Source organism: Vibrio sp. CUB2 (genome assembly GCF_001557945.1).
GTDB lineage: Bacteria > Pseudomonadota > Gammaproteobacteria > Enterobacterales > Vibrionaceae > Vibrio > Vibrio owensii.
This window is the reverse complement of the sequence record NZ_LNRB01000012.1, coordinates 21,420-44,563: the sequence shown is the minus strand read 5'-3', so window position 1 is coordinate 44,563 and position 23,144 is coordinate 21,420. Positions and strand designations below refer to the sequence as shown.

Annotated in this window: 17 protein-coding genes; 7 read left to right on the top strand and 10 right to left on the bottom strand. The window is 45.9% G+C overall.

The genetic code is table 11. From position 1 onward, the window contains the following. The first annotated feature begins 307 nt into the window (after positions 1-307). On the top strand, positions 308-1,879 hold the full coding sequence (locus ATB78_RS18715; protein ID WP_005438862.1) for a BCCT family transporter: 1,572 nt from the start codon (positions 308-310) through the stop codon (positions 1,877-1,879). Between the two features lie 227 nt (positions 1,880-2,106). Continuing rightward, positions 2,107-3,990, top strand: a complete 1,884-nt coding sequence (locus ATB78_RS18710) for a methyl-accepting chemotaxis protein (protein WP_005438860.1) — start codon at positions 2,107-2,109, stop codon at positions 3,988-3,990. 104 nt (positions 3,991-4,094) lie between these two features. On the opposite strand, the gene ATB78_RS18705 is transcribed toward ATB78_RS18710, so the two are convergent. Together ATB78_RS18705 and ATB78_RS18700 are read right to left on the bottom strand one after the other, a co-directional pair. Further along, the gene (locus ATB78_RS18705; RefSeq protein WP_020196947.1) at positions 4,095-4,814 is read right to left on the bottom strand and encodes a 3'-5' exonuclease; all 720 of its coding nucleotides are present in this window, start codon (positions 4,812-4,814) and stop codon (positions 4,095-4,097) included. A gap of 8 nt (positions 4,815-4,822) precedes the next feature. Further along, complete coding sequence (locus tag ATB78_RS18700; protein ID WP_005438856.1) at positions 4,823-6,712, bottom strand: DUF294 nucleotidyltransferase-like domain-containing protein; 1,890 nt, start codon at positions 6,710-6,712, stop codon at positions 4,823-4,825. 218 nt (positions 6,713-6,930) lie between these two features. On the opposite strand from ATB78_RS18700, the gene ATB78_RS18695 reads away from it, so the two are divergent. Next, entirely contained in the window at positions 6,931-7,572 is a 642-nt protein-coding gene (locus ATB78_RS18695) for an outer membrane beta-barrel protein (protein WP_009706877.1), read from the top strand. Between the two features lie 119 nt (positions 7,573-7,691). Here ATB78_RS18695 and ATB78_RS18690 read toward each other — a convergent pair whose 3' ends face one another. The 4 genes from ATB78_RS18690 to ATB78_RS18675 form a co-directional block, all read right to left on the bottom strand. Then, positions 7,692-8,882 (bottom strand): amino acid aminotransferase, encoded by a 1,191-nt coding sequence (locus ATB78_RS18690; protein WP_009706876.1) that lies wholly within the window; start codon positions 8,880-8,882, stop codon positions 7,692-7,694. Between the two features lie 182 nt (positions 8,883-9,064). Then, a complete protein-coding gene (locus tag ATB78_RS18685) occupies positions 9,065-10,531 on the bottom strand; it encodes an HD domain-containing phosphohydrolase (RefSeq protein ID WP_081096626.1) in 1,467 nt (488 codons plus the stop codon). Between the two features lie 523 nt (positions 10,532-11,054). Beyond that, positions 11,055-12,776 carry a solute:sodium symporter family transporter gene (locus ATB78_RS18680; RefSeq protein ID WP_005438848.1) on the bottom strand — a complete coding sequence of 574 codons (1,722 nt, stop codon included), beginning with the start codon at positions 12,774-12,776 and terminating at the stop codon, positions 11,055-11,057. Positions 12,777-12,909: 133 nt separating this feature from the next. Next, a complete protein-coding gene (locus tag ATB78_RS18675; protein ID WP_061009830.1) occupies positions 12,910-15,012 on the bottom strand; it encodes an alpha-galactosidase in 2,103 nt (700 codons plus the stop codon). A gap of 232 nt (positions 15,013-15,244) precedes the next feature. On the opposite strand from ATB78_RS18675, the gene ATB78_RS18670 reads away from it, so the two are divergent. Beyond that, positions 15,245-16,306: a LacI family DNA-binding transcriptional regulator gene (locus ATB78_RS18670; RefSeq protein ID WP_061009828.1), complete on the top strand. Its 1,062-nt coding sequence runs from the start codon at positions 15,245-15,247 to the stop codon at positions 16,304-16,306. Positions 16,307-16,449: 143 nt separating this feature from the next. Here the strand turns inward: ATB78_RS18670 and ATB78_RS18665 are convergent, their stop codons facing one another. After that, a complete protein-coding gene (locus ATB78_RS18665) occupies positions 16,450-16,749 on the bottom strand; it encodes a hypothetical protein (protein ID WP_005438842.1) in 300 nt (99 codons plus the stop codon). Positions 16,750-16,949: 200 nt separating this feature from the next. Beyond that, the gene (locus ATB78_RS18660; RefSeq protein WP_061009826.1) at positions 16,950-17,180 is read right to left on the bottom strand and encodes a hypothetical protein; all 231 of its coding nucleotides are present in this window, start codon (positions 17,178-17,180) and stop codon (positions 16,950-16,952) included. A gap of 176 nt (positions 17,181-17,356) precedes the next feature. On the opposite strand from ATB78_RS18660, the gene ATB78_RS18655 reads away from it, so the two are divergent. The 3 genes from ATB78_RS18655 to ATB78_RS18645 all read left to right on the top strand — a co-directional run bounded on the left by ATB78_RS18655 (position 17,357) and on the right by ATB78_RS18645 (position 19,457). Further along, complete coding sequence (locus ATB78_RS18655) at positions 17,357-18,760, top strand: PLP-dependent aminotransferase family protein (RefSeq protein ID WP_061009824.1); 1,404 nt, start codon at positions 17,357-17,359, stop codon at positions 18,758-18,760. An 84-nt stretch (positions 18,761-18,844) separates the two neighbouring features. After that, positions 18,845-19,066 (top strand): hypothetical protein, encoded by a 222-nt coding sequence (locus ATB78_RS18650; RefSeq protein ID WP_009706870.1) that lies wholly within the window; start codon positions 18,845-18,847, stop codon positions 19,064-19,066. 31 nt (positions 19,067-19,097) lie between these two features. Continuing rightward, on the top strand, positions 19,098-19,457 hold the full coding sequence (locus tag ATB78_RS18645) for a hypothetical protein (protein ID WP_061009822.1): 360 nt from the start codon (positions 19,098-19,100) through the stop codon (positions 19,455-19,457). A 117-nt stretch (positions 19,458-19,574) separates the two neighbouring features. Here ATB78_RS18645 and asnS read toward each other — a convergent pair whose 3' ends face one another. Together asnS and ATB78_RS18635 are read right to left on the bottom strand one after the other, a co-directional pair. Beyond that, positions 19,575-20,975, bottom strand: a complete 1,401-nt coding sequence (gene asnS / locus ATB78_RS18640; protein WP_009706868.1) for an asparagine--tRNA ligase — start codon at positions 20,973-20,975, stop codon at positions 19,575-19,577. Positions 20,976-21,161: 186 nt separating this feature from the next. Next, a complete protein-coding gene (locus ATB78_RS18635; protein ID WP_045415815.1) occupies positions 21,162-22,787 on the bottom strand; it encodes a methyl-accepting chemotaxis protein in 1,626 nt (541 codons plus the stop codon). Positions 22,788-23,144: the final 357 nt, after the last annotated feature.

Genomic DNA, 23,144 nt, shown 5'->3' with positions numbered 1-23,144 from the left:
CACCAATTTTCAATTATTTGCCTTGGCTCTCCTTATTGTTTTTAAGGGTATTCGGCGGGTAAAAAAGTAACGGCTAGAATTATTATAGTAATAAATGTTTGTGGTCTAATTATTGTCGTGGTTGTTTTCGCTTTTTTTGGTGGATTTTTCTGATTGAAAAGTAAGTTATTGGATTTTTTATCAGCAAAAGATAGACAAAAACGCCTCAAATGGTAGGATCTTCCACTTTCATGGAAAATAAAATGTATCGTGTTCGAATGAATTTTTGGTTTGCTGCCGAAAAACTAGAACACAAAAGAGAGGAACAATGACAAAAGGTATAGATAAGTACAGTATCGACAGTACCGACTATACGGTTGGTCAAGACAACGTCCAGAAATGGGGTTTTGACGTACATAATCCTGTTTTTGGTATCAGTGCTGGTTTCATTGCACTATTTCTTATCGCGGCGTTGGTGCTTGATGCACATACCGCAAAAACAGCGTTGGATGGCATTAAGCTAAAAATCATTAGCTCATTTGACTGGCTGTTCATCCTTTCAGGCAACATCTTTGTAATCTTCTGTTTAGCTTTGATTGTGTCACCAATGGGTAAGATCCGCCTTGGTGGTAAAGATGCGGTAGCGGATTACTCATTCATGTCTTGGCTTGCGATGTTATTCGCGGCAGGCATGGGTATCGGTTTGATGTTCTGGAGTGTGGCAGAGCCTGTAGCTTACTTCACTGGTTGGTACGAAACGCCTCTCGGTGTTGAAGCCAATACCCCAGAGGCTGCAAAGCTTGCACTGGGCGCGACAATGTTCCACTGGGGTCTACACCCATGGGCAATCTACGGTGTCGTAGCACTTTCATTAGCTTTCTTTACTTACAACAAAGGCCTTCCGCTTTCTATGCGTTCGATCTTCTACCCATTGTTGGGCGATCGCGCGTGGGGATGGGCTGGTCATATTGTTGATATCCTTGCAGTACTAGCAACGCTATTTGGTCTTGCAACCTCGCTAGGTCTTGGTGCACAACAAGCAGCGAGTGGTATTCACCACGTGTTTGGTGTGGAGCCGGGTCTAGGCCTACAGATCGTCGTTATTACGATTGTGACATTACTTGCGGTTGTTTCGGTAATCCGTGGTATTGATGGCGGTGTAAAGGTCATCAGTAACATCAACATGGTTATTGCATTCCTACTGCTTATCCTTGTGGGTTTGATTGGTTGGGCTGTGAGCTTAGGTTCAATTCCTACCACCTTTATGGCGTACATAGAAAACTTGGTTCCACTGAGCAACCCGTTTGGTCGTACTGACGAAGCTTGGTTCCAAGGTTGGACAGTGTTCTACTGGGCTTGGTGGATTTCATGGTCACCATTCGTAGGTATGTTCATCGCTCGCGTATCTCGCGGCCGTACGGTTCGTGAATTCATCACGGCGGTACTGATTGTTCCTACAGCGGTAACACTAATTTGGATGTCAGTATTCGGTGGCCTAGCTATCGATCAAGTGATCAACAATGTGGGTGAGCTAGGTGCAAACGGTCTAACTGACGTATCTCTAGCGATGTTCCAAATGTTTGATGTTCTGCCATTCGGTAACATGCTGTCTATCATTGCCGTTGTGTTGGTATTGGTATTCTTCATCACTTCATCGGACTCTGGCTCACTGGTTATCGACAGTATTACTGCTGGTGGTAAAGTGGATGCGCCAGTTCTACAACGTGTATTCTGGGCGTTTATGGAAGGTGCGATTGCGGTTGCACTATTGTGGATTGGTGGTTCAGAAGCGGTTCAAGCATTGCAAGCCGGTGCTATCTCTACCGCGTTACCGTTCACATTCGTATTGCTTGCAATGTGTGTCAGCCTATTGATGGGTATGAGAACAGAACGTCAGTAATTGATGTGATTTATAAATATCGTTAGATATTAATGAGTTAAAAAGCCAGCGGAATGCTGGCTTTTTTTGTGCGATTTTTCTGACGCTTGCCAAAAAAATGACGAGGTAAATTCTTTATTTTACAACAGGTTATTGTCTTAATTTTGTGAATAATCTTCGTGATTACTTTGTCAGAAATGTGTAATATTCAGCCACCTTAACTGTTCTCCCAACCTCTTATAATAATTATGAAATTATCATTAAAACAAAAGCTAATTGGCGCAAGCCTATCTGCTGTTGTAGTGATGGCAACAGCACTGACTTGGCTGTCGGCTGGTCAATTGTTTGATCAGACGCGTTCAGGTGTCTATTCACGAGCACAAAGCCTAAGTAACGCAGCATCAGAAGGTATTTCTGACTGGGTTGCGATTCGCAAAGACATTGCAACGGCTTTCAACGACTACTCAACAGAGCAAGACGTGGTGCCTTTCTTACAACAAGCGCGCAAAGCGGGGGGCTTTGACGATATCTTCCTAGGTACTCCGGAAGGTGGCATGTACCGTTCTCATCCAGAACGTAACCGTGCAGACTATGATCCTCGTACTCGCCCTTGGTACAAAGATGCAAATGCAGCAGGTAAGCAGATCATCACTGAAGCTTACCAAGATGCGATCACTAACGCGCTACTGGTTACCATTGCAGAACCTGTAATGAAAAACGGTAAGTTTGTTGGTGTTGTTGGTGCTGACGTACTGATTGATCAGTTGATCAATGACGTTATCAGCTTAGATGCGGGCGAAAATGCGCACGCAATGCTGATCGATATGAATGACGGAACTTTCCTTGCGCATCCAAACAAAAGCTTAACGCTTAAGCCAATCACTGACCTATCTAAAGAATTTACCAAAGATTCTATTGAACGTGCAGCAAACACGGGTTCAATTGAAACGGCAACCATTCAGGGCAAAGATAAGCTTTATTACTTCAGTAAAGTACCTGGCACAAACTGGATGTTCGCGATTGAAATGGACCGCGCAACAGAAGAAGCAAGCCACGCGCAACTACTGCGTGAAATGCTGATTACTGCGGTACTGATTACGATCGTGGTGATTGTGGCCGTATCTTGGCTAGTGGGCTTCTTGTTCCGCGACCTTGGCCGAGTATCACAAGCGCTTGAAGAGATTGCATCGGGTGAAGGTGACCTAACGCAGCGTCTTGAACCACGCAGTGATGATGAAGTGGGTAAACTGGCAGACAACTTCAACCGCTTTGTGGGCAATATGCACACGATGGTCACCAAGTTAAGCCATGTTTCATCGGCACTTTCTGAGCAAGCACGCACAACGGCTCAACAAGCTGAAGAGCGTAGCCAGCGCATTTCTTACCAGCAAGACGAAATCAACATGGTCGCGACGGCTGTTAACGAAATGGCAGCAGCGACGCAAGAGATTGCAGGTAACGCAGATAATACAGCATCAAGCTCTGAAGAAGCGGTTCAAGCATGTGTTCACGGTTCTGGCCAAGTGACTCAAACGCAAGGTTCTATCCAAAACCTAGCGCAAGAAGTACAAGTAGCAACCAACGTGATCCAAGAGCTAGAAGCACACGGTAACGCAATCAACACCATTCTTTCGACTATCCAAGGCATTGCAGAGCAAACTAACCTACTAGCACTAAACGCAGCTATCGAAGCGGCGCGTGCAGGTGAGCAGGGTCGTGGTTTTGCTGTAGTTGCGGATGAAGTTCGTGTTCTGAGCCAACGTACTCATGCTTCTACTCAAGAGATTCAAGAAACGATTGAGATGCTACAAGGCACAACAGCGAAAGCGGTCGGTATTATGGATGACAGTCGTCGTCTAGCAGACACCAGTGTTGATGATGCAAACTCAGCTGCAGTGAGCCTTACTCAAATTCACTCAGCGGTAGAGCGCATCAGCGACATGGCGACGCAAATTGCGTCTGCAGCGGAAGAGCAAGCGTCTGTGACAACAGAAATCACTCGTAACACTGAAGGCATTCGTGATGTGTCTAACGAGCTTTCTGTTGAAGCGCACCAAGCAGCAGAGCAAGCGGCGCATTTGTCTGAGCTTTCTCACGAGCTAGAGCAAGAGATCAAACGCTTCAAGCTATAAGCTTAGAGTGCTAGTTAAGCGCTGTTATTCGTGTTTAATGAAAAGAGAAAAGGAGCCAATTGGCTCCTTTTTGTTTTATCTAGAGATAATATTTTCGCTTCTCGCTACAGCCACAGGCTACTGATTGGTTGTTCTTCACTGTAGTGGTGGGCAATTTGCGCTTGAAGTAATTCAGCGGTGGCAATGGCATCCGTTAACGCATGGTGTGGCGTGTAATCCGGGAGGCCATAACGACGTCGTGATTGTGCTAAACGTAAGGATTTCGGCTTATTACCCTTGAGCTTATTCCACAAACCACCAGATGTTCTTTGTTGAATGTCCTCTTCAATTTGCAACGTATCCAGCACAGGGAACTCAATGCCTTCACCGATACGAGTACGCAGCGCTTGAGCGAGAAACTCTCTTTCAATACGGCGATAATGCACCACGACAATCTTTCCCGCCAAGCTTTCAAGTAATGGTCCGAGAATCTCACCCAAATCTGGAGCGTCAATCAATTCACTATGAGTGATACCGTGAATGATGACCGATTCCTCATCGAGTTTTTCTTGTGGGCGTACTTTCCAGTGCTTCGCTTGGCGCAAGAAAATTCGATTGAGATTAAAAGGCACCAAACCTATGGTGATGATGCCATTTTTCTGCGGATTTAAGCCCGTCGTTTCGAAATCGAGTGCCACGAATTCCACTTGGGACAACGGGGTTTCCGGCGCGGGTAACGCCTTTCCATAAAAGGCAATTAACCGATCATCTTTCGCTTGCTCCAACTTGTGTTGAAACTTGGTATGCCATTGAATGGTCGGCTTTTGAAACAACTTTTTTATCATTCCACGCCTCACTTAAACTTGTTGCTGGCCTGATAACGGAACTTAAGGAAGTTCTGACCATTGCTGAGGATCTGGAACGCATCTTTTAGGTTGCGGCGTTCGAAGTCCGACAGATTTTCAGGCTCAATGTTGTTATCTGGTTCAATACCCAATTCAACATCGATCGCTTGGTGACGGATACGCACCATAGAGATGAACTCCATCGCGTCTTTCAAATCCTGAGCACGGCCTTTCGGCAAAATGCCCGCATCAATAATGTCATCGAGTCGTTCAAATGAGTTCTGAGCGCGTGATCCCACCGCCAACGAGTGAACGCGTATTAAGTCCACAAGAGGAGCTGTGCCACGACGTTTCAAGTTGATCGAGTTTTTGTGCTGGCCATCTTTTTCCATCACAAAGTCTTTAAAGAAGCCCAGTGGTGGGGTTCGGTTCAACGCGTTGCGAGCCAAGCACGCTAGGAAGCGGTTGTTCTTACGTGCGCGTCGAACAATGAAACTCGTCAATTGTTCTGCCCATTTTAAACGCCCATAAACGCCATCCAAATCGAAGAAGATAGACGCATTGAGCAAGGCTTTTGGATTCGGATCATCAATCCAATCGGCGAAGCACGCTTCCCATTCTGAACGTGTCATGCGCCACTCTGGGTTGGTCGCCATGATGTCACCGGTACAATATTTGTAGCCACACACGTTCAAACCATCACTAACGTATTGTGCGAGTGCCTCGAAGTATTTCCCGTGTTTTTCCTCTTGATAGGTATCGTCAAGAATGATGGCGTTGTCTTGGTCTGTGACCAATAGCTGCTCATCACGGCCCATAGAACCAAGGGCTAGGAAACAATAAGGGATTGGCGGTGGGCCCAATTCTTCTTCTGCCATTTCGAGCAGGCGTTGTTTGAAGCTTCGGCCAATGACCGACATCGCGCTGCCGACCATGTGAGAGTTGGCGTCTTCGTTAACCAGACGAACAAAACTGCTTTTCACTTCGTCAGCGACAATGGCCAAATCTTCGATGGTTTGTTGTTGGAAGATACTACTTACTAGCAACAGTGAGTTTTGCGATTCGTAACGAACAATGTCCGTCGCTTCGATGATGCCAATAGGCATTTGATCTTTTACAACCGGCAAGTGGTGAACGTTGTAACGAAGCATGGTTAGCATCGCTTCATAAACGTAAGCGTTGTGATCGAGTGAGATAACCTCGGTCGTCATGACCGTTGATACTTCATCGAGAGGCGACAAACCTTCTGCCAAGACGCGGGTACACAAATCGCGGTCGGTGATAATGCCGACGACAGGGGATTGTGGGTCGTCTTCGTCGAGCACAAAATCAGGGTCAACGATCAGCAGTGATGACACATTATCTTGTGCCATTAATTGTGCGGCTTCTTGAATCGTTTGGCCGCGTTCGATGGTTGGCGCATCACGTGTCAGGAGTGTTTTTACTTTCGAGGTCGTTAGATCGTTTGCATCGTTGTTCTCTGAAACCGCTTGGCGCAAACGAGCACTGTTTTCTACTTCAACAAAATCTGCGAATGAATCGAAGTTATCGTACAGTTCTTGGAAGATATCTTGAGGAATGCAGTAGAGTAGGGAGTCTTCAATCGCTTTTACAGGGAAGCGAACTTTGTTGTTGGTAAGAAGACCCATCTGACCAAAAAGGTCGCCTTCGTCGAGCCGGTTATACAGTTCACCTTTACGTCGATACACTTCAACTACACCGCTGCGAACCATGTAAAGATCGTGGATCTGATCGCCGAAATGAATGATAGGAGTGTCTTGACGGTAGTAAGAGATTTCGATGTTCTCTGTCACTTTGGTGAGCGTTTCTTCCGGAAGCTCGTTGAATGGGGGATACTTGGCGAGAAAGTTATATATCTCGAGAAGTTCTGCTTCCATTAAGGTGCCTTTTGGTTTGCAAGTGATAGGGTAATCTTAACTTAGTTTTAAAACAGAATCTTATCGGATCACTGTTTTTCGTGCGCAATGATAAGATTCAGACAAGTCGCACGGCAAATCCTAATTAATTCGGCTACGCTGTCATCAAGATGCCGAATTAAATCAATACAATGGCGTTTATAGAAGAGTTTTGGATGACACTCATGGAAGGAAGTAGAATGGTAAGACTATTACTCGCTGCACCTCTTGTAGCATTACCAATAATGAGCGTTGCCTCAGAAGCAGAACAAGCAGAAAAGTTTGGTTACGAGCACATCAATTTAGATGTCGGTGCCGGAACCACAAACGAAGAATGGCTAGATAATTCCAACGCCACGACGCTCGGGTTGGGCGGCAATTATTTGATTCGTGATAACTGGCTACTCAATGTGGATTATTCCGCACAATTTTTCCACCCAGACGATTTCACTTTGCGCATTGACCGTTTGATGTTTGGTGGTGGTTATCGTTATGGCATCAATGAGCAGCTTGATGTGTACGGTATTTATGGCCTTGGTGCAATCAAAGCGAAAGCAACGGATGACAACACAGACCGCACCATTTCATCTGACAGCGAGTTTATTCAAGGTGTCACCATCGGTGCGAATTATCTATTCAGCGAGAAGCTAATGGCTACGGCGGAAGTACATTTAAACCGCAGCGATATTGTTGACGAGAACAACTACAAAATTGGCTTCAACTACCAGTGGCATCATGTTATCGGTACTGGACTTTACTACCAATTCCGCGATACGGATTATGAAGGCCAACCTTCTGATCATATCAATGAAGTAGGCATTAGCTTCAAGTTTATTTACTAGTAGCAGAAGATAAAAACATCGCGATTTCTATCGCGGTGTTTTAAACAAAACAGCAGAAACTAAAAAGGTCAGCAATTGCTGACCTTTTCTCTTTTTAAGCGGTTTTCGCTAGAGGACGATTATAGAACCGCAGCGATACCTTTACATAGAGGACCCATGTTTGACTTCGTCATGCCTGCTACGCTGATACGGCCAGAGCCAACAATGTAGATTGCAAACTCTTCCTTCAGACGGTTCACCTGTTCTTTAGATAGACCAGAGAACGAGAACATACCGTTTTGGCGCTCGATGAAGCTGAAGTCCGCGTCTACGCCTTCTGCTTTCAGAGTTGCAACGAACAGTTCACGCATCTCTTGGATACGGTCACGCATTTCTGCTACTTCAGCTTCCCATTCTGCGCGCAATTCTGCATCGCCAAGAATGTGAGTCACAACGGCACTGCCGTGAGCTGGCGGGTTAGAGTAGATAGAGCGAATGATCGCTTTCACTTGCGAGAATGCAGTTGTCGCTACTTCTTCTGATTCGGCAACTAGAGTGAACGCACCTACACGCTCATTGTAAAGACCGAAGTTCTTAGAGAAAGAGCTCGCCACTAGGATTTCTTTGTTGTATTTCGCGAAAATACGTAGGCCAGCCGCGTCTTCTTCTACACCTTTTGCAAAACCTTGGTATGCAAAGTCAAATAGAGGAAGCAGTTTCTTGTCTGCTACTAGCTTAGCCAGTGTTTCCCACTCTTCTGGCGTTGGATCGATACCAGTAGGGTTGTGGCAGCAGCCGTGCAGAAGAACGACATCGCCTTCTGATGCAGCTTGCAGATCTGTCAGCATCGCATCAAAGTCTTTGTCTTTTGTTTCAGCGTTGTAGTAGCTGTATTGTGCGGTTTCAATGCCAGCAGCAGTGAATACACCGTTGTGGTTTGCCCACGTTGGGTTGCTGATCCAGATCTTCACTTCGCCAAGTTGACGCTTGATGAACTCGCCAGCAACGCGCAGAGCGCCTGTACCACCTGGTGCTTGTGCTGTTTTAGCACGCTTACCAGCAACGATTTCAGCATCTGCGCCGAAAAGCAGCTTTTGCACTGCTAGACCGTATTCTGCTGTACCTTCGATTGTTAGGTAAGATTTGGTTTTTTCAGTTTCAATCAGTGCGGCTTCGGCTTTTTTAACAGTCGCAAGAACAGGGGTTTCGCCTTGTTCGTTCTTGTAAATACCAACGCCTAGGTTAATTTTTTCAGCGCGAGCATCTTTTTTAAACTCTTCAGTCAGTCCAAGAATAGGGTCGGCCGGAGCGGCAACTACTTTTTCAAACATAATCTTCATCCATGTTAATCGAAGGGGTCTGCTGACATTTATACCTTTCAGCAATATTCGTTACAACAGTTAGTGAAAAGAAAACTTAAAAAAGTTTTGATTTGAAACAGAAATCTAACATAACCAATGCTTTTGACATAAAAACCCCTCTTAAGATGCGTTATAAGAGGGGGGATAAGTAACTAAGCGGCTATGTTTTGTTCATCTTGATATTGATGAGCGATATGTTGAAATTGTGTTTCGACCGCAAGAAAAGCATCGACGATTTGAGGGTCGAAATGTTTGCCACGGCCTTCAAGAATGATCGCTTTCGCCTTGTCATGACTGAACGCTGGCTTGTAAACACGTTTTGAAATTAGCGCGTCGTAGACATCTGCCAACGCCATGAGTCGACCAGATAGTGGGATTGCTTCTCCCGAAAGTTGGTTCGGATAACCGCTTCCATCCCACTTTTCGTGGTGTGTTAGCGCGATCTCTTTCGCAACTCGCAAAAATGAGCTACTTCCTAGCTGTTTTTCAGCAATTGACAACGCTTCGGCACCAATTTCAGCATGACCCTTCATGATCTCAAATTCTTCGTCGGTCAATTTACCCGGTTTGAGTAACACACTATCAGGCACGCCGACTTTACCCACGTCGTGAAGTGGAGCCGATTTATACAACAGTTCAATGTAATTGGGAGTCAGTAACATACGATGTTGTTCAAACTGGCTTAAGTGCTCTGCCAGCACTTTGACGTATTCCTGCGTTCGCATAATATGCGCGCCAGTTTCGTTATCGCGAGATTCTGCCAAGGCGGATAGGCTGACAATGGCAACGTCACGCGTCGTTTTCACCTCGTCTTGCGAAACTTGCAAGCTGTCTAGCATTTGGTTGGTAAGACAGGCCATTGACCCAAGCTCATCATGTTGGAATACAGGAAGGCGTTGCGTCACCTTGCCTTGAGTGACTTCTAACAATGCTTGTTCTTGGCTAAACAAAATCTTCCGCATCAAGCGAGTCCAAAGAATCATTATCGCGATCACATATCCACCAACGACAAGAGCTATGTAAACCAGCTCCTTAATGAAACTAATTTTCCCTAATCCATTGGCGATTTGTTCCGGATTCTGTTCTAGCCAATAAATATCTTTTACAGCGACCATGGTCAAAATCGCCGTTAAGGTAATCAGCAAAGCGATCATCATCCCGATCATCTGTTTGACCATAGATTGACGTTGCCCTGAGAGGACAAAATCGAATTGGTTTTGCTGGCGCAAGTCATTAAATTGAGCCAATTTGCTTTGCAGCTGAAGGATAGAACCTGTCAGGAAGCCAAACAGCCCCATGCCAAACAAGACTTTTACATTACTATCGAACGTAAAGTCATATTGAAGGTTGTAATAAGCCGCGAAAGGGATGCTAACCGCAGTAAATAAAATCGTATCCAGTTTAGCTTGGCGGTTTTGCGCAATTAACGGGTGTGTCGCAAGAATAAAGTGGCGCACTAAATAGATGAAGGTAAACACCACGGCGCAGTGCAAAATGACTTCGTAAACGCTGAGCGTACTGAGCATCGGGCATACGCGTCCGCCATAGGTGCCAAAAAAGAATGCAGCAGCCAAATAAAGTTGCAATGTAAGCGGTGCGTTGTAGTTAGTATTCGCCATGATTAACCTTTCTAGGAACATCCTCAGCATCATTATTTTCACTCTTGGTTGCACTTCCGGAGAGGAAATTGATTATGTTATCGATGCTGTTGATTGATCTGTCACTTGTAAAATCAAAGACCTGCGATTCTAGCGATAGATTTCATTAAGCGCTATAAGGACAGAGAAAGGGAAGCGGGGTGCATCTTTAACTTGAAAGTAAAACCGCACTTCGACTTGCCTCAAAGGGACTTCATTGATGTGAACAGACTGGCTAAGAGATGATTGCATGAATATCGATATTTCTAGGTTTTATAAAGCCTGATGATGTATTTGTGTGGTTTATTTAAGGTGCTCAAGGAATTGTCTTGCTCCATGTGTTCGAACTTCTGGTGTTGCGTTTACCTCGAAAAATCCGAAAGGTTAAAAAGTACCTCGAGGAGACATTTCTTTCCTCAAAAGCTCGTTGTTGATGACGAAGTTTCGGTAGAAAACAAAAATCGGAGCCAGTGCTCCGATTTTTATGTGTGCAATCTAAGTCGACTTAAGGCATGTACATGTCATTAAGCTTTGACACTTCTTTGTGCTTTCTGCGTTTGATGAAGTAGTTAGAAACCACACCGAACATCAAGACCAGACCACAGAAGCCGTACACTTGCATGATGGTCGGATCGCTTGAGACAAAGCCAAAGTCTGAGAACATCACGTAAGCGCCCAATACCATGTAGATGATGACCGCTGATGCTTCAAAGCGGAATGACCATGGAGTCACATCGATATTCTCATTCACTGGCATTACGTAGTCTGTATCACGTGGCATGAAGTGACCAATCGCAAACATCAGAGCAGTACACACGACGAATAGAATCGCCAATTGGTGTAGGAAGTGGATTGGTGTACCAAAAACCAATTGCATCGCAGCGTAAGAACTAACAAACACGACCAAAGCAACTTTAGCAGCAATAGCAGGAACACGTTTTGAAATGTAGCCCACAAACACGATAGTGAAGATAGGCACACTAAAGAAGCCCGCAACCATTTGTAGATATTGGAACAAGCCTTCTGGTGCGTACATGATGAAAGGGGCAATACAGACCGAAATGATCGCAATGATAACGCCGAAGATACGACCTTTCCCGACTAACTCCTCATCCGATTTGTCTTTGCCAAATAATGGTTTGTAAACGTTCAAAGCAAACAAGGTTGTTGAGCTGTTCAATACACCGTTAAAGGTACTTAGGATAGCGCCGAACATGACCGCAACAAAGAAACCAACCAGCGGTTTAGGCAATACTTCGTTCACCAAGCGTGTGTACATCGTATCTGGGTTGCCCGCATCTGCGCCAAACATGTGGAACGCAATGATGCCCGGAATGATAAGAAACAATGGAGAGATAACTTTAATCGCACCCGCCAGAATCACACCTTTCTGACCTTCTTTCAGGTTCTTCGCGCCAAGTGCACGTTGGATAATAGATTGATCAGTACCCCAGTAGTACAAGTTTACCAACAATAGACCTGTGAACAGGGTAGAGAACGGCAGTGGGTCGGTCTCTTTACCTACGGATTGCAGCTTTTCTGGTGCGGCTGTCAGCAATACGTCTAAACCTTCCATAAAGTTACCGCCGCCTAATGCCATCAGACCAAATACAGGGATCATCAAACCGCCGGTGATCAAGCCAACGCCGTTGATCGTGTCTGCAATTACCACGGCTTTTAGACCGCCGTAAATCGCGTAAAAGAAACCCAGCAAACCAATAGTGGCCGAAATCAGGGCGATAGAGCTGAATTCAGAAATGCCCAGTAACCCTTGTACATCAAAGATTTCGCCCAGTACCACTGCGCCAGCGTAAAGAGTGGTCGGTAGAATGTTGATGACGTATTGGCACAAGAACAACAGGGTAACGAACTTCTTCACCGACATGTCGTAACGGCTTTCTAAGAAGTCAGGAATGGTGGTGATGCCTTGCTTGAGGTAGCGAGGAACAAGCAGCAGCGCAATGATAACCAGTGTAACGCCAGAGGCCACTTCCCAGCCCATCACACTCATGTTGTGGGTGTAGGATTGTGCACTCATGCCAACGAAGCTGGTGGCACTCAAGTTGGTCAGAATCAAGGAGCTGGCAATCAGCCCGCCAGTTAAGCTTCGTCCACCAAGGAAGAAGCCATCTTGAGAGGTGTTTTTATCGTTTTTAACTTTGCTGTAAGTGAACACCACAACAAAGCCTGTAAACAGCAAGAACGAAAGTAATACTGTAATAGACATTTTGTTTCCTTAACAAGTTAAGCAATTAAGTTTTGCTTGTTAGTTGTAGGGTGTCCCTCTAGCGCGTATAGGAGTGTTTTATCAGGAACAACGCGAAGTTGAAACCCGGTCGCTAGAGGGCACAGATAGAGGTTTAAATTTTCTTAAGATGAACAATGAGCGCCGATTCTGGGTCGAGAATCGGAAGCGTCACCCCAATTTCCTTTAAGTTATCGCCACTTAACGTCAGGGTTTTGTCTAGCCATTGCGGACGTTGCTTCATCAACTGGAAGCTGGTTTTTGGCATTTCAACAATCTTGACTTCGTAACGGGCGCTTTCATCCGCACAACTGACGCGAAGTGGAGATGGCAGCGCATGATTTGGCATTGCCAACTGACACACCGTAATCAGCATTTCTTGCTCGTTCTCAACGCCATAGATGTTCTGGTTTTGATCGGCAGGATCGATGCGGAAAGTACGTCCAGAATGAAGCAAATCGCGATACTGCTTGTGCAGTTGAATGTAATGAGCAAACGCTTGTTTTTCTTCCGCGCTTTCTTTTACTGGATCGAGTTCCACACCCATGTGACCACTTAACGCCGTCACGCCACGCATGTTGATCGCATGGCGACGATTGGTTGAGTGACACTCTGCAGGACCAATGTGAGCACCCATGACTTCAGGTGGGAAGAAGTAACTCATACCACGTTGAATCGCTTGACGTTCCAGCGCATCGTTACAATCAGAAGCCCAGAAGCGGTGAGTGCGTTTAAGGATTTCAAAATCAATGCGACCACCACCCGAAGAACAAGACTCAATTTCAACCGCAGGGTGTGCTGCTTGAAGCTCGTCTAGCAAGCGATAAAGCGCTTTCGTTTGGCCATGCACAGCAGGTTTACCTTGATGCCCTGGTTGAACCAATTCACGGTTCATATCCCATTTTAGGTAGCCGATGTTGTAACGAGTCAGCAAGTCATTCAAACGCTCAAACAGGTAGTTGAAGCAATCTTGGTTTTGCAAATCCAACACGTATTGCCAGCGACCTGAAGGCTGGTGGTAGCCTTGCAGACTTAATACCCAATCTGGGTGTTGGCGATAGAGGTTTGAGTCTTGGCTGACCATCTCTGGCTCAACCCAAAGACCAAACTCCATACCTTTGCTGTTTACGTGCTCGATGACCGGCTCTAGACCATTCGGGTACTTGGTTTCATCCAAGTACCAATCACCAAGCGCTGCGCGTTCGCCATCACGACCAATGAACCAACCATCATCAATGATGAAGCGCTCGACACCCATTTCAGCGGCTTCGGTTGCCATCTGCATGATGTATTCAGGTTTGTGATCGAAGTAGATGCCTTCCCACGTGTTTAAGTGAACAGGGCGAGGTTTGTTGTTTGGAAATTGGATAATATTGGCACGAACAAACTCGTGGAATCGCTCTGATATTCCATTCAACCCCGAGTTACTGTATGTCGCGTAAAGCCATGGTGATTGGTAGGTTTCACCGCTTTGTAGACGCTTTTCACCAGACAGTAACAGTTCACCTGCTTGAACAAATCGACGACCGTCACTGCGAACGTCGGCACGAAGTTGGTGGTTACCACTCCAACCAAGATGGAAGCCCCAAGCTTGCCCCAATTGCTCACTAAAGCCATTAGTGCCCGCGAACAAACCTGGGAAGTTTTCGTGAGAGGTGCGACCGCGGCGGTTTTCTTGCATAAAGCCACCATGCTCAAAGCTCAAACGCTGAGTTTGAAACTCATGACACCAACGCCCGTGGAACGTCATCAGCTCGTTTGCATGGTTAGGAAGTGGCAGAGTAGAGGAGAGCTTACCCAAGCAATACTCACCGACAGTCGTGTTTGTTACGGTGATGCGTTTTTGTAACACATCACTGTTAAAGTCCAGTTGTAGCTCAATCAATAATTCAAGACCAGCAATGTCATCTTGCAGAGTAAATGTCGCGCTGTTGTCATCGTGCTCTACGGATGTGGTTGTGAACACGGGAGCCCAGTCTTCGCCGTTACGATGCCCCTCAATTCCAGGCGCATTAAAGTGACCGCTGCCCAACTCAGGGCAGAGTGATAACGGTACGTCGACATCAAGACGAGCCTGTGAGATAGGACGTTCAGTTGAGAGCATTAAATCAGGATCGATCTGAGCGATTTTTGCGCCCCAATGAAGGATTTCGGGAACACGATCCACTTTAATGATCATGCTGTGATTCTTGGATTTTAAGTGAACAATTTTTTGCATGTTGTTTCTCTGTTTTCGCAAACATTTAATCTGCAAATAATCATGCGCTTGTTTGGTTTTATTTCGATTAAATAGCCGTTTAAATGTGACTTTGAACAGGTTCTAGAACTTGGTTTTGTGTGCTAGATCTGCTGTTTTCGGGAACATTTTTTCATGTTTTTTACGACATTGTTCACGAGAACATTCGAATGAATTTGATAGAGTGAACAGCAAATCAGAATAGGAGAACGCAGTGGCAGTCACGTTTAAAGATGTTGCACGGTTAGCTGGAGTTTCGACGCAAACCGTGTCGCGCGTAACCAACGGCGCGGATAACGTCGCAGAAGAAACACGAAAGCGAGTTAACGACGCAATCAAAAAGCTTGGATACGTGCCGAACAAAGGGGCACAAATGTTGAGCCGAGCGAAGTCGCGGATCATCGGTATTGTTTCTTTGGATATCTCACTGCACGGCGTGGCTCTTATTGCTAATGGTGTGCGCAACCAAGCACATGAGATGGATTATGCGACGGCGCTGGCAGTGTTAGGTGACAACTCCATTGAGGAGTTCCGTAGTGCAATCCGAGAACTCATTGCCCAGCAAGTTGATGCCATTATCATCAACGCCCCGGTGACCAGAGAGATGGCAGAGAACCTAGTGGAGCAGTTCAGTCAGCTCACGCTGGTTTTTATTGATGTACCAGAGGGGACACCCGTCAACTCACTCAGTTGTGATCATAAAGCTGGGGCAAATTTGGCGATCTCCCATTTGATCGAGCACAAGCGCGAATCCTTTGTCTGCATTTCTGGACCCAAGGCATCTACCGCTTCTCAGATTCGTTACCAAGAGTGGCAATCGCAGATTCAGCAGCATGGGCTGATGCAAGCGGCGTACTATGAGGGGGATTGGCAAGCAGCCAGTGGCTATAACGCAGTTAAAGACGCCGTGTTAAAAGGTGTACCTTTTGATGCTATATTGGTCGCGAATGATCAGATGGCGCTTGGCGTGTTATGCGCGCTTTCGGAGGCTGGTATTAATGTCCCTAAAACCGTGTCTGTGGTTGGGTTCGATGGCATTCAAGACAGCCAGTTTTTCTCACCCCCTCTGACTACGGTTAAGCAAGATTTCAATGAGCTTGGACGAAGGGCGGTCAAACTAGTACTGAGCCAGATGGAGAAAGGGCAAGGCGTTGTGTCAGAAGTTTTGCCTGTCAGCTTGGTTGAGCGACAAAGCACATTAGCAAAGGCGGACACGCTTTATGACAAGCAAGAAATACTGGTGCACTTAGAGAACATACGCCGTCTGTTACCATAATGGACCTTTCTGCCACTGAGCCAATCTATGAAGGTTCAATGTTTGCTGGAGTGAAACTAGGCCAAAAATGATATCGGCAGACAGAAGAAAGCCCCGACATTGCGGGGCTCTATTTTTGTCTCTGATGTTAACAAGCGCAGAGCTTATTTCTTCAGATTCATTTCAGATTCGTGTGCATTGGTTTCGATGTCTGGGTTAGAAGACAGCTTACCTGTTGCCCAGTCATTCATGTGTTTAAGAATCGCTTTTAGGGCATGCTTTTCTGTTGGCGCTTCAGAGGCTTCTACTTCTAGTTTTTGCTTAGGGTGAGAACCTGTTGCGTCTTCAGCTACGTGCAGCCAATCTGGGTGCCAGTAATAAGGCTGACCTGACGAAGTGCTCCAAGAGTGAACACCGTTAGATTCGCCTTTGTATTGGATATCGTTTTCGTTGTATTTCGTCATTATTATCGTCTCTCATAGTCATGAGTTGAGGTGTGCGTCACCATTACACTATAAATGTAACAGATGTTATCGGAATTAATGTGACTGCTATCGATTTATCTTGCTGATAAATAATCCAATCCGCTGCACAGCTCTCATTCAGATAGATTTATTGATTCTTCATGGCAATAACCACCTGAAAAATAGGTACTTAATTTACCCTATTGCCCGTTCAGATGTTTGATGATCGCCGCTTTCGCATGTTCTTCTGTCGCGGTTTCACCCTCAGGTATCTCTAACTCAGCCTTAGGGTGAACGCCCAGTGCGTCTTCTGCAATGTGAAGCCAGTCTGGATGCCAGTAGTAAGGGTTGTTGCCTTCTGGGTGATCCCAACTGTGAACGCCTTTATGTACACCTCGATAAGAGAGGTCATCCATCGTAAACATTTTCATCATTTCCTCCCGCAGAATTTCATGCCTTTGAAAGTATGGAACATAAATTCTCATTTCGTAACGGTAATTGATATCACTAAGATTGATTAATTACGTTTCGAGTTTGATAAGTGTGATGTCGTTATAAAGGCGCGAAGTATGCTAATGTGCGCTCGATAGTCAGGAATGAGGGAAGCATGAACCGATATCGCCAACTGGCTGAGTTGTTTAAATCTCAGATCCAAAAAAATACGTGGAGAGCAGGAGAAAAACTGCCCTCCGTGCGATTGACGAGTCGTAACCATTCGGTGAGCGCAGGAACAGTACTGCAAGCTTATCAATTGCTTGAAGCGCAAGGTTGGGTGGTCGCCAAACCTCAGTCTGGTTACTTCGTTACTGCAGAGTTGGATAGGCTAGAGCCAAAGAGCGCAGAAAAAAACGTATATCGTGCCTCGGTTAATGATGAGCTTTATGATTTTTTGAAACATCAAGGGTCACCAGAGTCGATTAAGCTTGGTTCGGCTTTTCCTGATCCAGCCTTGTTTCCGTTGGAAGCGTTAAACCGTAACCTCGCCAGTTCTGGGAGAAAAATGGGGCCAGATACGCTGTTAGATAATCTTCCTCCAGGCAGTGAATCGCTACGCCGCTTGATTGCGCAGCGCTACATTCAACAAGGCTTGAACCTAACCCATGACGATATCGTGATTACTTCGGGCGCATTAGAGGCACTGAACCTTAGCTTACAAGCAGCGACTCGCCCTGGAGATACTGTTGTGATTGAATCGCCGACCTTCTATGGGGCACGGCAAGCGATTGAGCGACTCGGTTTGAACGTAATTGAGATCCCTGTTGATGCGCAGCATGGCCACTCAATAGAGCAACTAGAATGGGCATTTACCAATAGCGATGTACGCGCTTGCTGGTTGATGACGAACTTTCATAATCCGACAGGTACTTCACTTTCTGAGCAGAACAAGCAGCGTATTGTCGAGCTTGCGAACCAGTATGATGTGTATCTGATCGAGGATGACGTCTACGCTGAGCTCTATTTTGCGGATAAAAAACCGGCATCACTGAAAAGCTTCGACACCCAAGAGCGAGTGCTCCACTGTGGTTCACTATCAAAAAGCCTTTGTCCCGGTTATCGATTGGGGTGGGTGGTTAACAAACGCTTTAATGAACCGATTCAAAAACTGCAGTTAATGTCGACGCTCTCTGGCAGCGCGCCTATCCAACAGGGCGTGGCGCATTATCTTCAAAACGACAGTTACGATAATCATCTAAGAAAGTTACGTAGAACGTTGCAGCAGCGACAAGAACGCTTCGTTGCCCTCATCAAAACATACCTTCCTCAGACAGTGAATTATCACCTACCTTCGGGTGGGTATTTCTTGTGGCTAGAACTGCCTCAAGGTGTGGATAGTAAACAACTTTATCAAACACTCTTGAAAGAGCAGGTGACCGTGGCTTATGGAAAATTGTTTTCTGTCGACGAGAAGCTTGAGCACTATTTGAGGTTGAATACTTCTTTTTCTGATAGCGAGCATTTAGAGAGTGCGATCAAAAAGTTAGGCAGTCTTGTGCGTGAAGCAACTGTTTAGTGTTTTTTTGGTCAAACTGTATCAGCGCTTTTCTAACCAGCTGTGCTTCAATCATCACTAGAAACCTCTATACAAGGAGTGATGATGAAAAAGCAGTTGGTAAAACATGAGTTACGATTGATCGCAGTAGCGGTTTTTAGCGCTTTCTTGTTGGTGTTTGCTCACCTTATTTTAGCGAAATCTTTTTCTCATATGGCGTGGACGGAGTACACAGCCGCCGTTATTCCCTTTATTATGTTTGGCTTGTGCGTGTTAGGTGTGAAATACGCAGCTAACGCTGATAAAGATGATGAGAGTGAGCCTTAACGACTCATTACAAACAATAGGGAAGAGCGGAATGAAGAGAGTGTTATCACTTGCGCTGTGCCTTGCGGCATTTGGTGCTTCAGCAAGCCAAAATAGTGAGCCCAAGTCAGTCACGTTGAACTACGACCAAACCCAGCTTGTTGCTGAGATTCAACCAGACAATCACTTTGAAGCACGAATTGACAATGAACAAGAACGCATCGACTTTTCTGGTTCCGTCGATAAGCGCCATCCAGATTACACGCTGGAAGTGTCCGTAAAACAAGCAAGTAAGCTTCAACGCTCTACCGCTCAGGTCAATACGAAAGTACTGATAAAGCAAGGTGAAAGACAATCGCCTTTGACCATCGGCAGTGTTAACGGCAAGAACGTGAGTGTGTCACTTAACTGATTTACTTTCGCAGCTGAGAAAACAGCATTCAAAAGTACAGCAGTTGACGTTTGCTAAAGACAAAATAAAAGACCTCCACATGGGAGGTCTTTTTAATTCTGTATCACTCAGTGGTGATTAGAAGTTCGCAGAGCGAGGAGTACGTGGGAATGGGATCACGTCACGAACGTTGCCCATACCTGTTACGTAAGATACTAGACGCTCGAAGCCTAGACCGAAGCCTGCGTGTGGCACTGTGCCGTAACGACGTAGGTCGCGGTACCAGCTCATGTGCTCAGGATCGATACCCACTTCACGCATACGTGCATCTAGGATGTCTAGACGCTCTTCACGTTGAGAACCACCGATGATTTCACCGATGCCTGGCGCTAGTACATCCATCGCTGCAACTGTTTTACCGTCATCGTTAGCACGCATGTAGAATGCTTTGATGTCTTTCGGGTAGTTCTTAACGATTACAGGTGCTTTGAAGTGTTCTTCAGCAAGGAAACGTTCATGCTCAGAAGACATATCGATACCCCATTCAACTGGGAATTCGAACTCACGACCTGAATCAAGAAGGATCTGGATTGCGTCAGTGTAGTCAACTTGCGCGAAGTCAGAAGAAACGAACTGCTCTAGGCGAGTGATCGCTTCTTTGTCGATGCGTTGAGCAAAGAACTCAAGGTCATCACGACACTCTGCAAGCACTGCTTTGAACACGAACTTCAGCATGTCTTCAGCCAGTTTAGCCACGTCGTCTAGTTCTGCGAACGCAACTTCAGGCTCAACCATCCAGAATTCCGCTAGGTGGCGGCTCGTATTTGAGTTTTCAGCACGGAAAGTAGGACCGAACGTGTAAACTTTGCTTAGTGCACAAGCGTAAGCTTCTGCGTTTAGCTGACCAGATACAGTTAGGAACGTTTCTTTACCGAAGAAATCTTCGTTGTAATCTACTTTGCCTTCTTCAGTGCGAGGTAGGTTTTCCATGTCTAGCGTAGATACGCGGAACATTTCACCAGCACCTTCAGCATCTGAAGCAGTGATTAGTGGCGCAGATACCCAGAAGTAACCTTGCTCGTGGTAGAAGCGATGGATCGCTTGAGATAGACAGTTACGTACACGTGCTACTGCACCGATTACGTTTGTGCGCGGACGTAGGTGCGCTACTTCACGTAGGTACTCGATAGAGTGACGAGTTTTTGCCATTGGGTAAGTGTCAGCATCTTCAACCCAGCCTACAACTTTAACGTCTGTTGCTGCTAGTTCGAAGTCTTGACCTTTCGCAGGAGAGGCAACAATCTTACCAGTTACTTCAACAGAGCAGCCAGTAGTTAGCTTTAGTACTTCGTTGTCGTAATTATTAAGATTATTAGGGACCACGGCCTGAATCGGGTCGAAACAAGAGCCGTCATAAATGGCAAGGAAAGAGATTCCAGCTTTGGAATCACGACGTGAACGGATCCAGCCACGAACAGTTACTTCACTGTCTACTGCTAGCTGACCTTTCAATACGTCTGATACAGGCGCGTAAGTCATGTTTTCAATATTCTCCATTGAGGTAAAAATTCAACTCAACACTTAAAAGTGCCTGTCTCTAAACAAAATTGTGCAAAAAACAAGCGAAGCGTTGAGTTGGATAGAATTTTTTAGATTCATCGAAACATATTACCTGTCAAATCGTCAGCTTCAACCTTTATATTCATTTTGGAGGGGAGAATTTTCCTATTTATTCCTCCTTTGTTCCTCCGACAGGGTAAATTGGTTAAGTAATGACTCCAAACGCTCAGAAAGGTGCTCTAAGTCGACGCTGATCTCGCGAGTATGCGATGCGGATTGAGAGGTCTCGTTAGCGTGCAAGGTAATCGTATCGACTTTCGCTTGAATATGTTTACTCACACCAGAAGTGGTTTGAGTCTGCTGCTGAATGTTTTCGGCGTGCTTCAACACTTGATGCATTTCATCCACCACGTTTCTCATTGTTGCCGACAATGCTTCGACATCGACAGAGCGTTGATGGGCAAACTCACACACACTATCGACCGAACTGAGAGACTCTTCGCTGCCTTGTTGGAATTGCGAAATGATGGTTTCGATATTGCTGGTGGCTTCCGCTGTACGGGAGGCAAGATTACGCACTTCATCAGCGACGACAGCAAAACCTCGGCCTTGGTCACCTGCGCGAGCTGCTTCTATCGCGGCATTAAGAGCCAGTAGGTTGGTTTGCTCTGCAATGCCTTTGATCACGCCAAGAATAGAAGACACTTCTTCCGTTTGTTGATTTAACGTCGTTATCTTTTCACGCACTTTGTCGATGTCGGTGACTAAGCTCTTGATGTCTTCGCTGACATGATGCGCTTGGCCAGCGCTGCTTGTTGCGACATCAACGGTGTGATTGACTAACGTTGTGGCATCAATGGTCGCTTGCTCGACAACCCCTTGTTGGTCAAGCATTCCAGTAATGTTGGTCTGGACTTCGTTGGTTTCGACTTGTTGATTATCGGCGGCTTCATCAGTGGATTGAGCAACATCGGTGAGTCTATTTGCTGAACCTGCAAGGGAGTGTGAAGTCTCACGAACCTGTTCGAGGCTTTCACAGACCGTATCCATAAAGGAGTTGATAGAATCGGACAGTTGTCCAACTTCATCCTTTTGACTGTGTTCCAAACGCTTAGAGAGATCTTTGCTAGCACTCACGTTAGACATAAATCGTGAGGTTTTCTGAATAGGGCGAACAATGATCTTGCGAATCAGCCCCATGGTGATCAAGAAACCGACAAACGCGATCACCGACATGATGCCCATTGCAAACATGGCTTGCTTGTTAATCAGCGAGTTGACGTGGTTCATATTGTACTCAAGACGAATCGCACCAAGAACTTCACCCTCCGGAGCAATATGGCAAGAAACACAGTTCGTACCACGGTAGTTTTCGCTCGACTTCATCGGTAACGCAACAACCAAGCCTTTTCCCCAGTCTGCACTGATTGGCTCAATCACTAACTCTCCGCTAAGCGCACGTTGGTCTATATCATCAACAGGCTTTTGATTGGCATCACCAGGCCCATAGAATTTGGAGACGGTATCAGCACGTAAGACGCGCACCTGCTCTATGCCTTCTTGAGCTAGGGCTTTTTGACGCAATGTTTCTTTCTGCGACATGGTGCCGGTTAGCATCATCATATTTAGGCTATCGAAGTAGTTGCTTGCCTTATCGTGGAGCTGTTCACTAAGGACATCATTGATGAGCGTTTTTTGTTGATAATATTGGTAGCCCGTCGATACCGCGAGTACACAAGTGAACACCGCGATAAGAGCGAGTAGGAGCTTGAAGGTTATAGTTGAGCGCATATTTTTATAAGTGTATTTGGAACGAACGCCACAATATTAAGGGGTTAGCGAAATTTGAGCGATGAATAGCCCGAATGAATGTGACCCCAAACAGAGTAGGGTTATGTAAATGTGATGTAAGTAGTGTGTAATCAATTGTTTGGCGTGGTGCCAAAAATGCGACAGTGAAAAAAAGGGGCTCAAATTGGGTCAGTAATTTACGCCTTTAACCCATCGTTAACCCGAAATAGGTTAGGTTAGCGTCCGTTTTCACACGTTTATTTCAAACGCGCGTGTGAGGGCACAGGTAATCTAACCACCGGCCCTGCGTTAGATTCCTAAACCATCACTTTTCTGGCATTTTCCAGACTTTGGCAA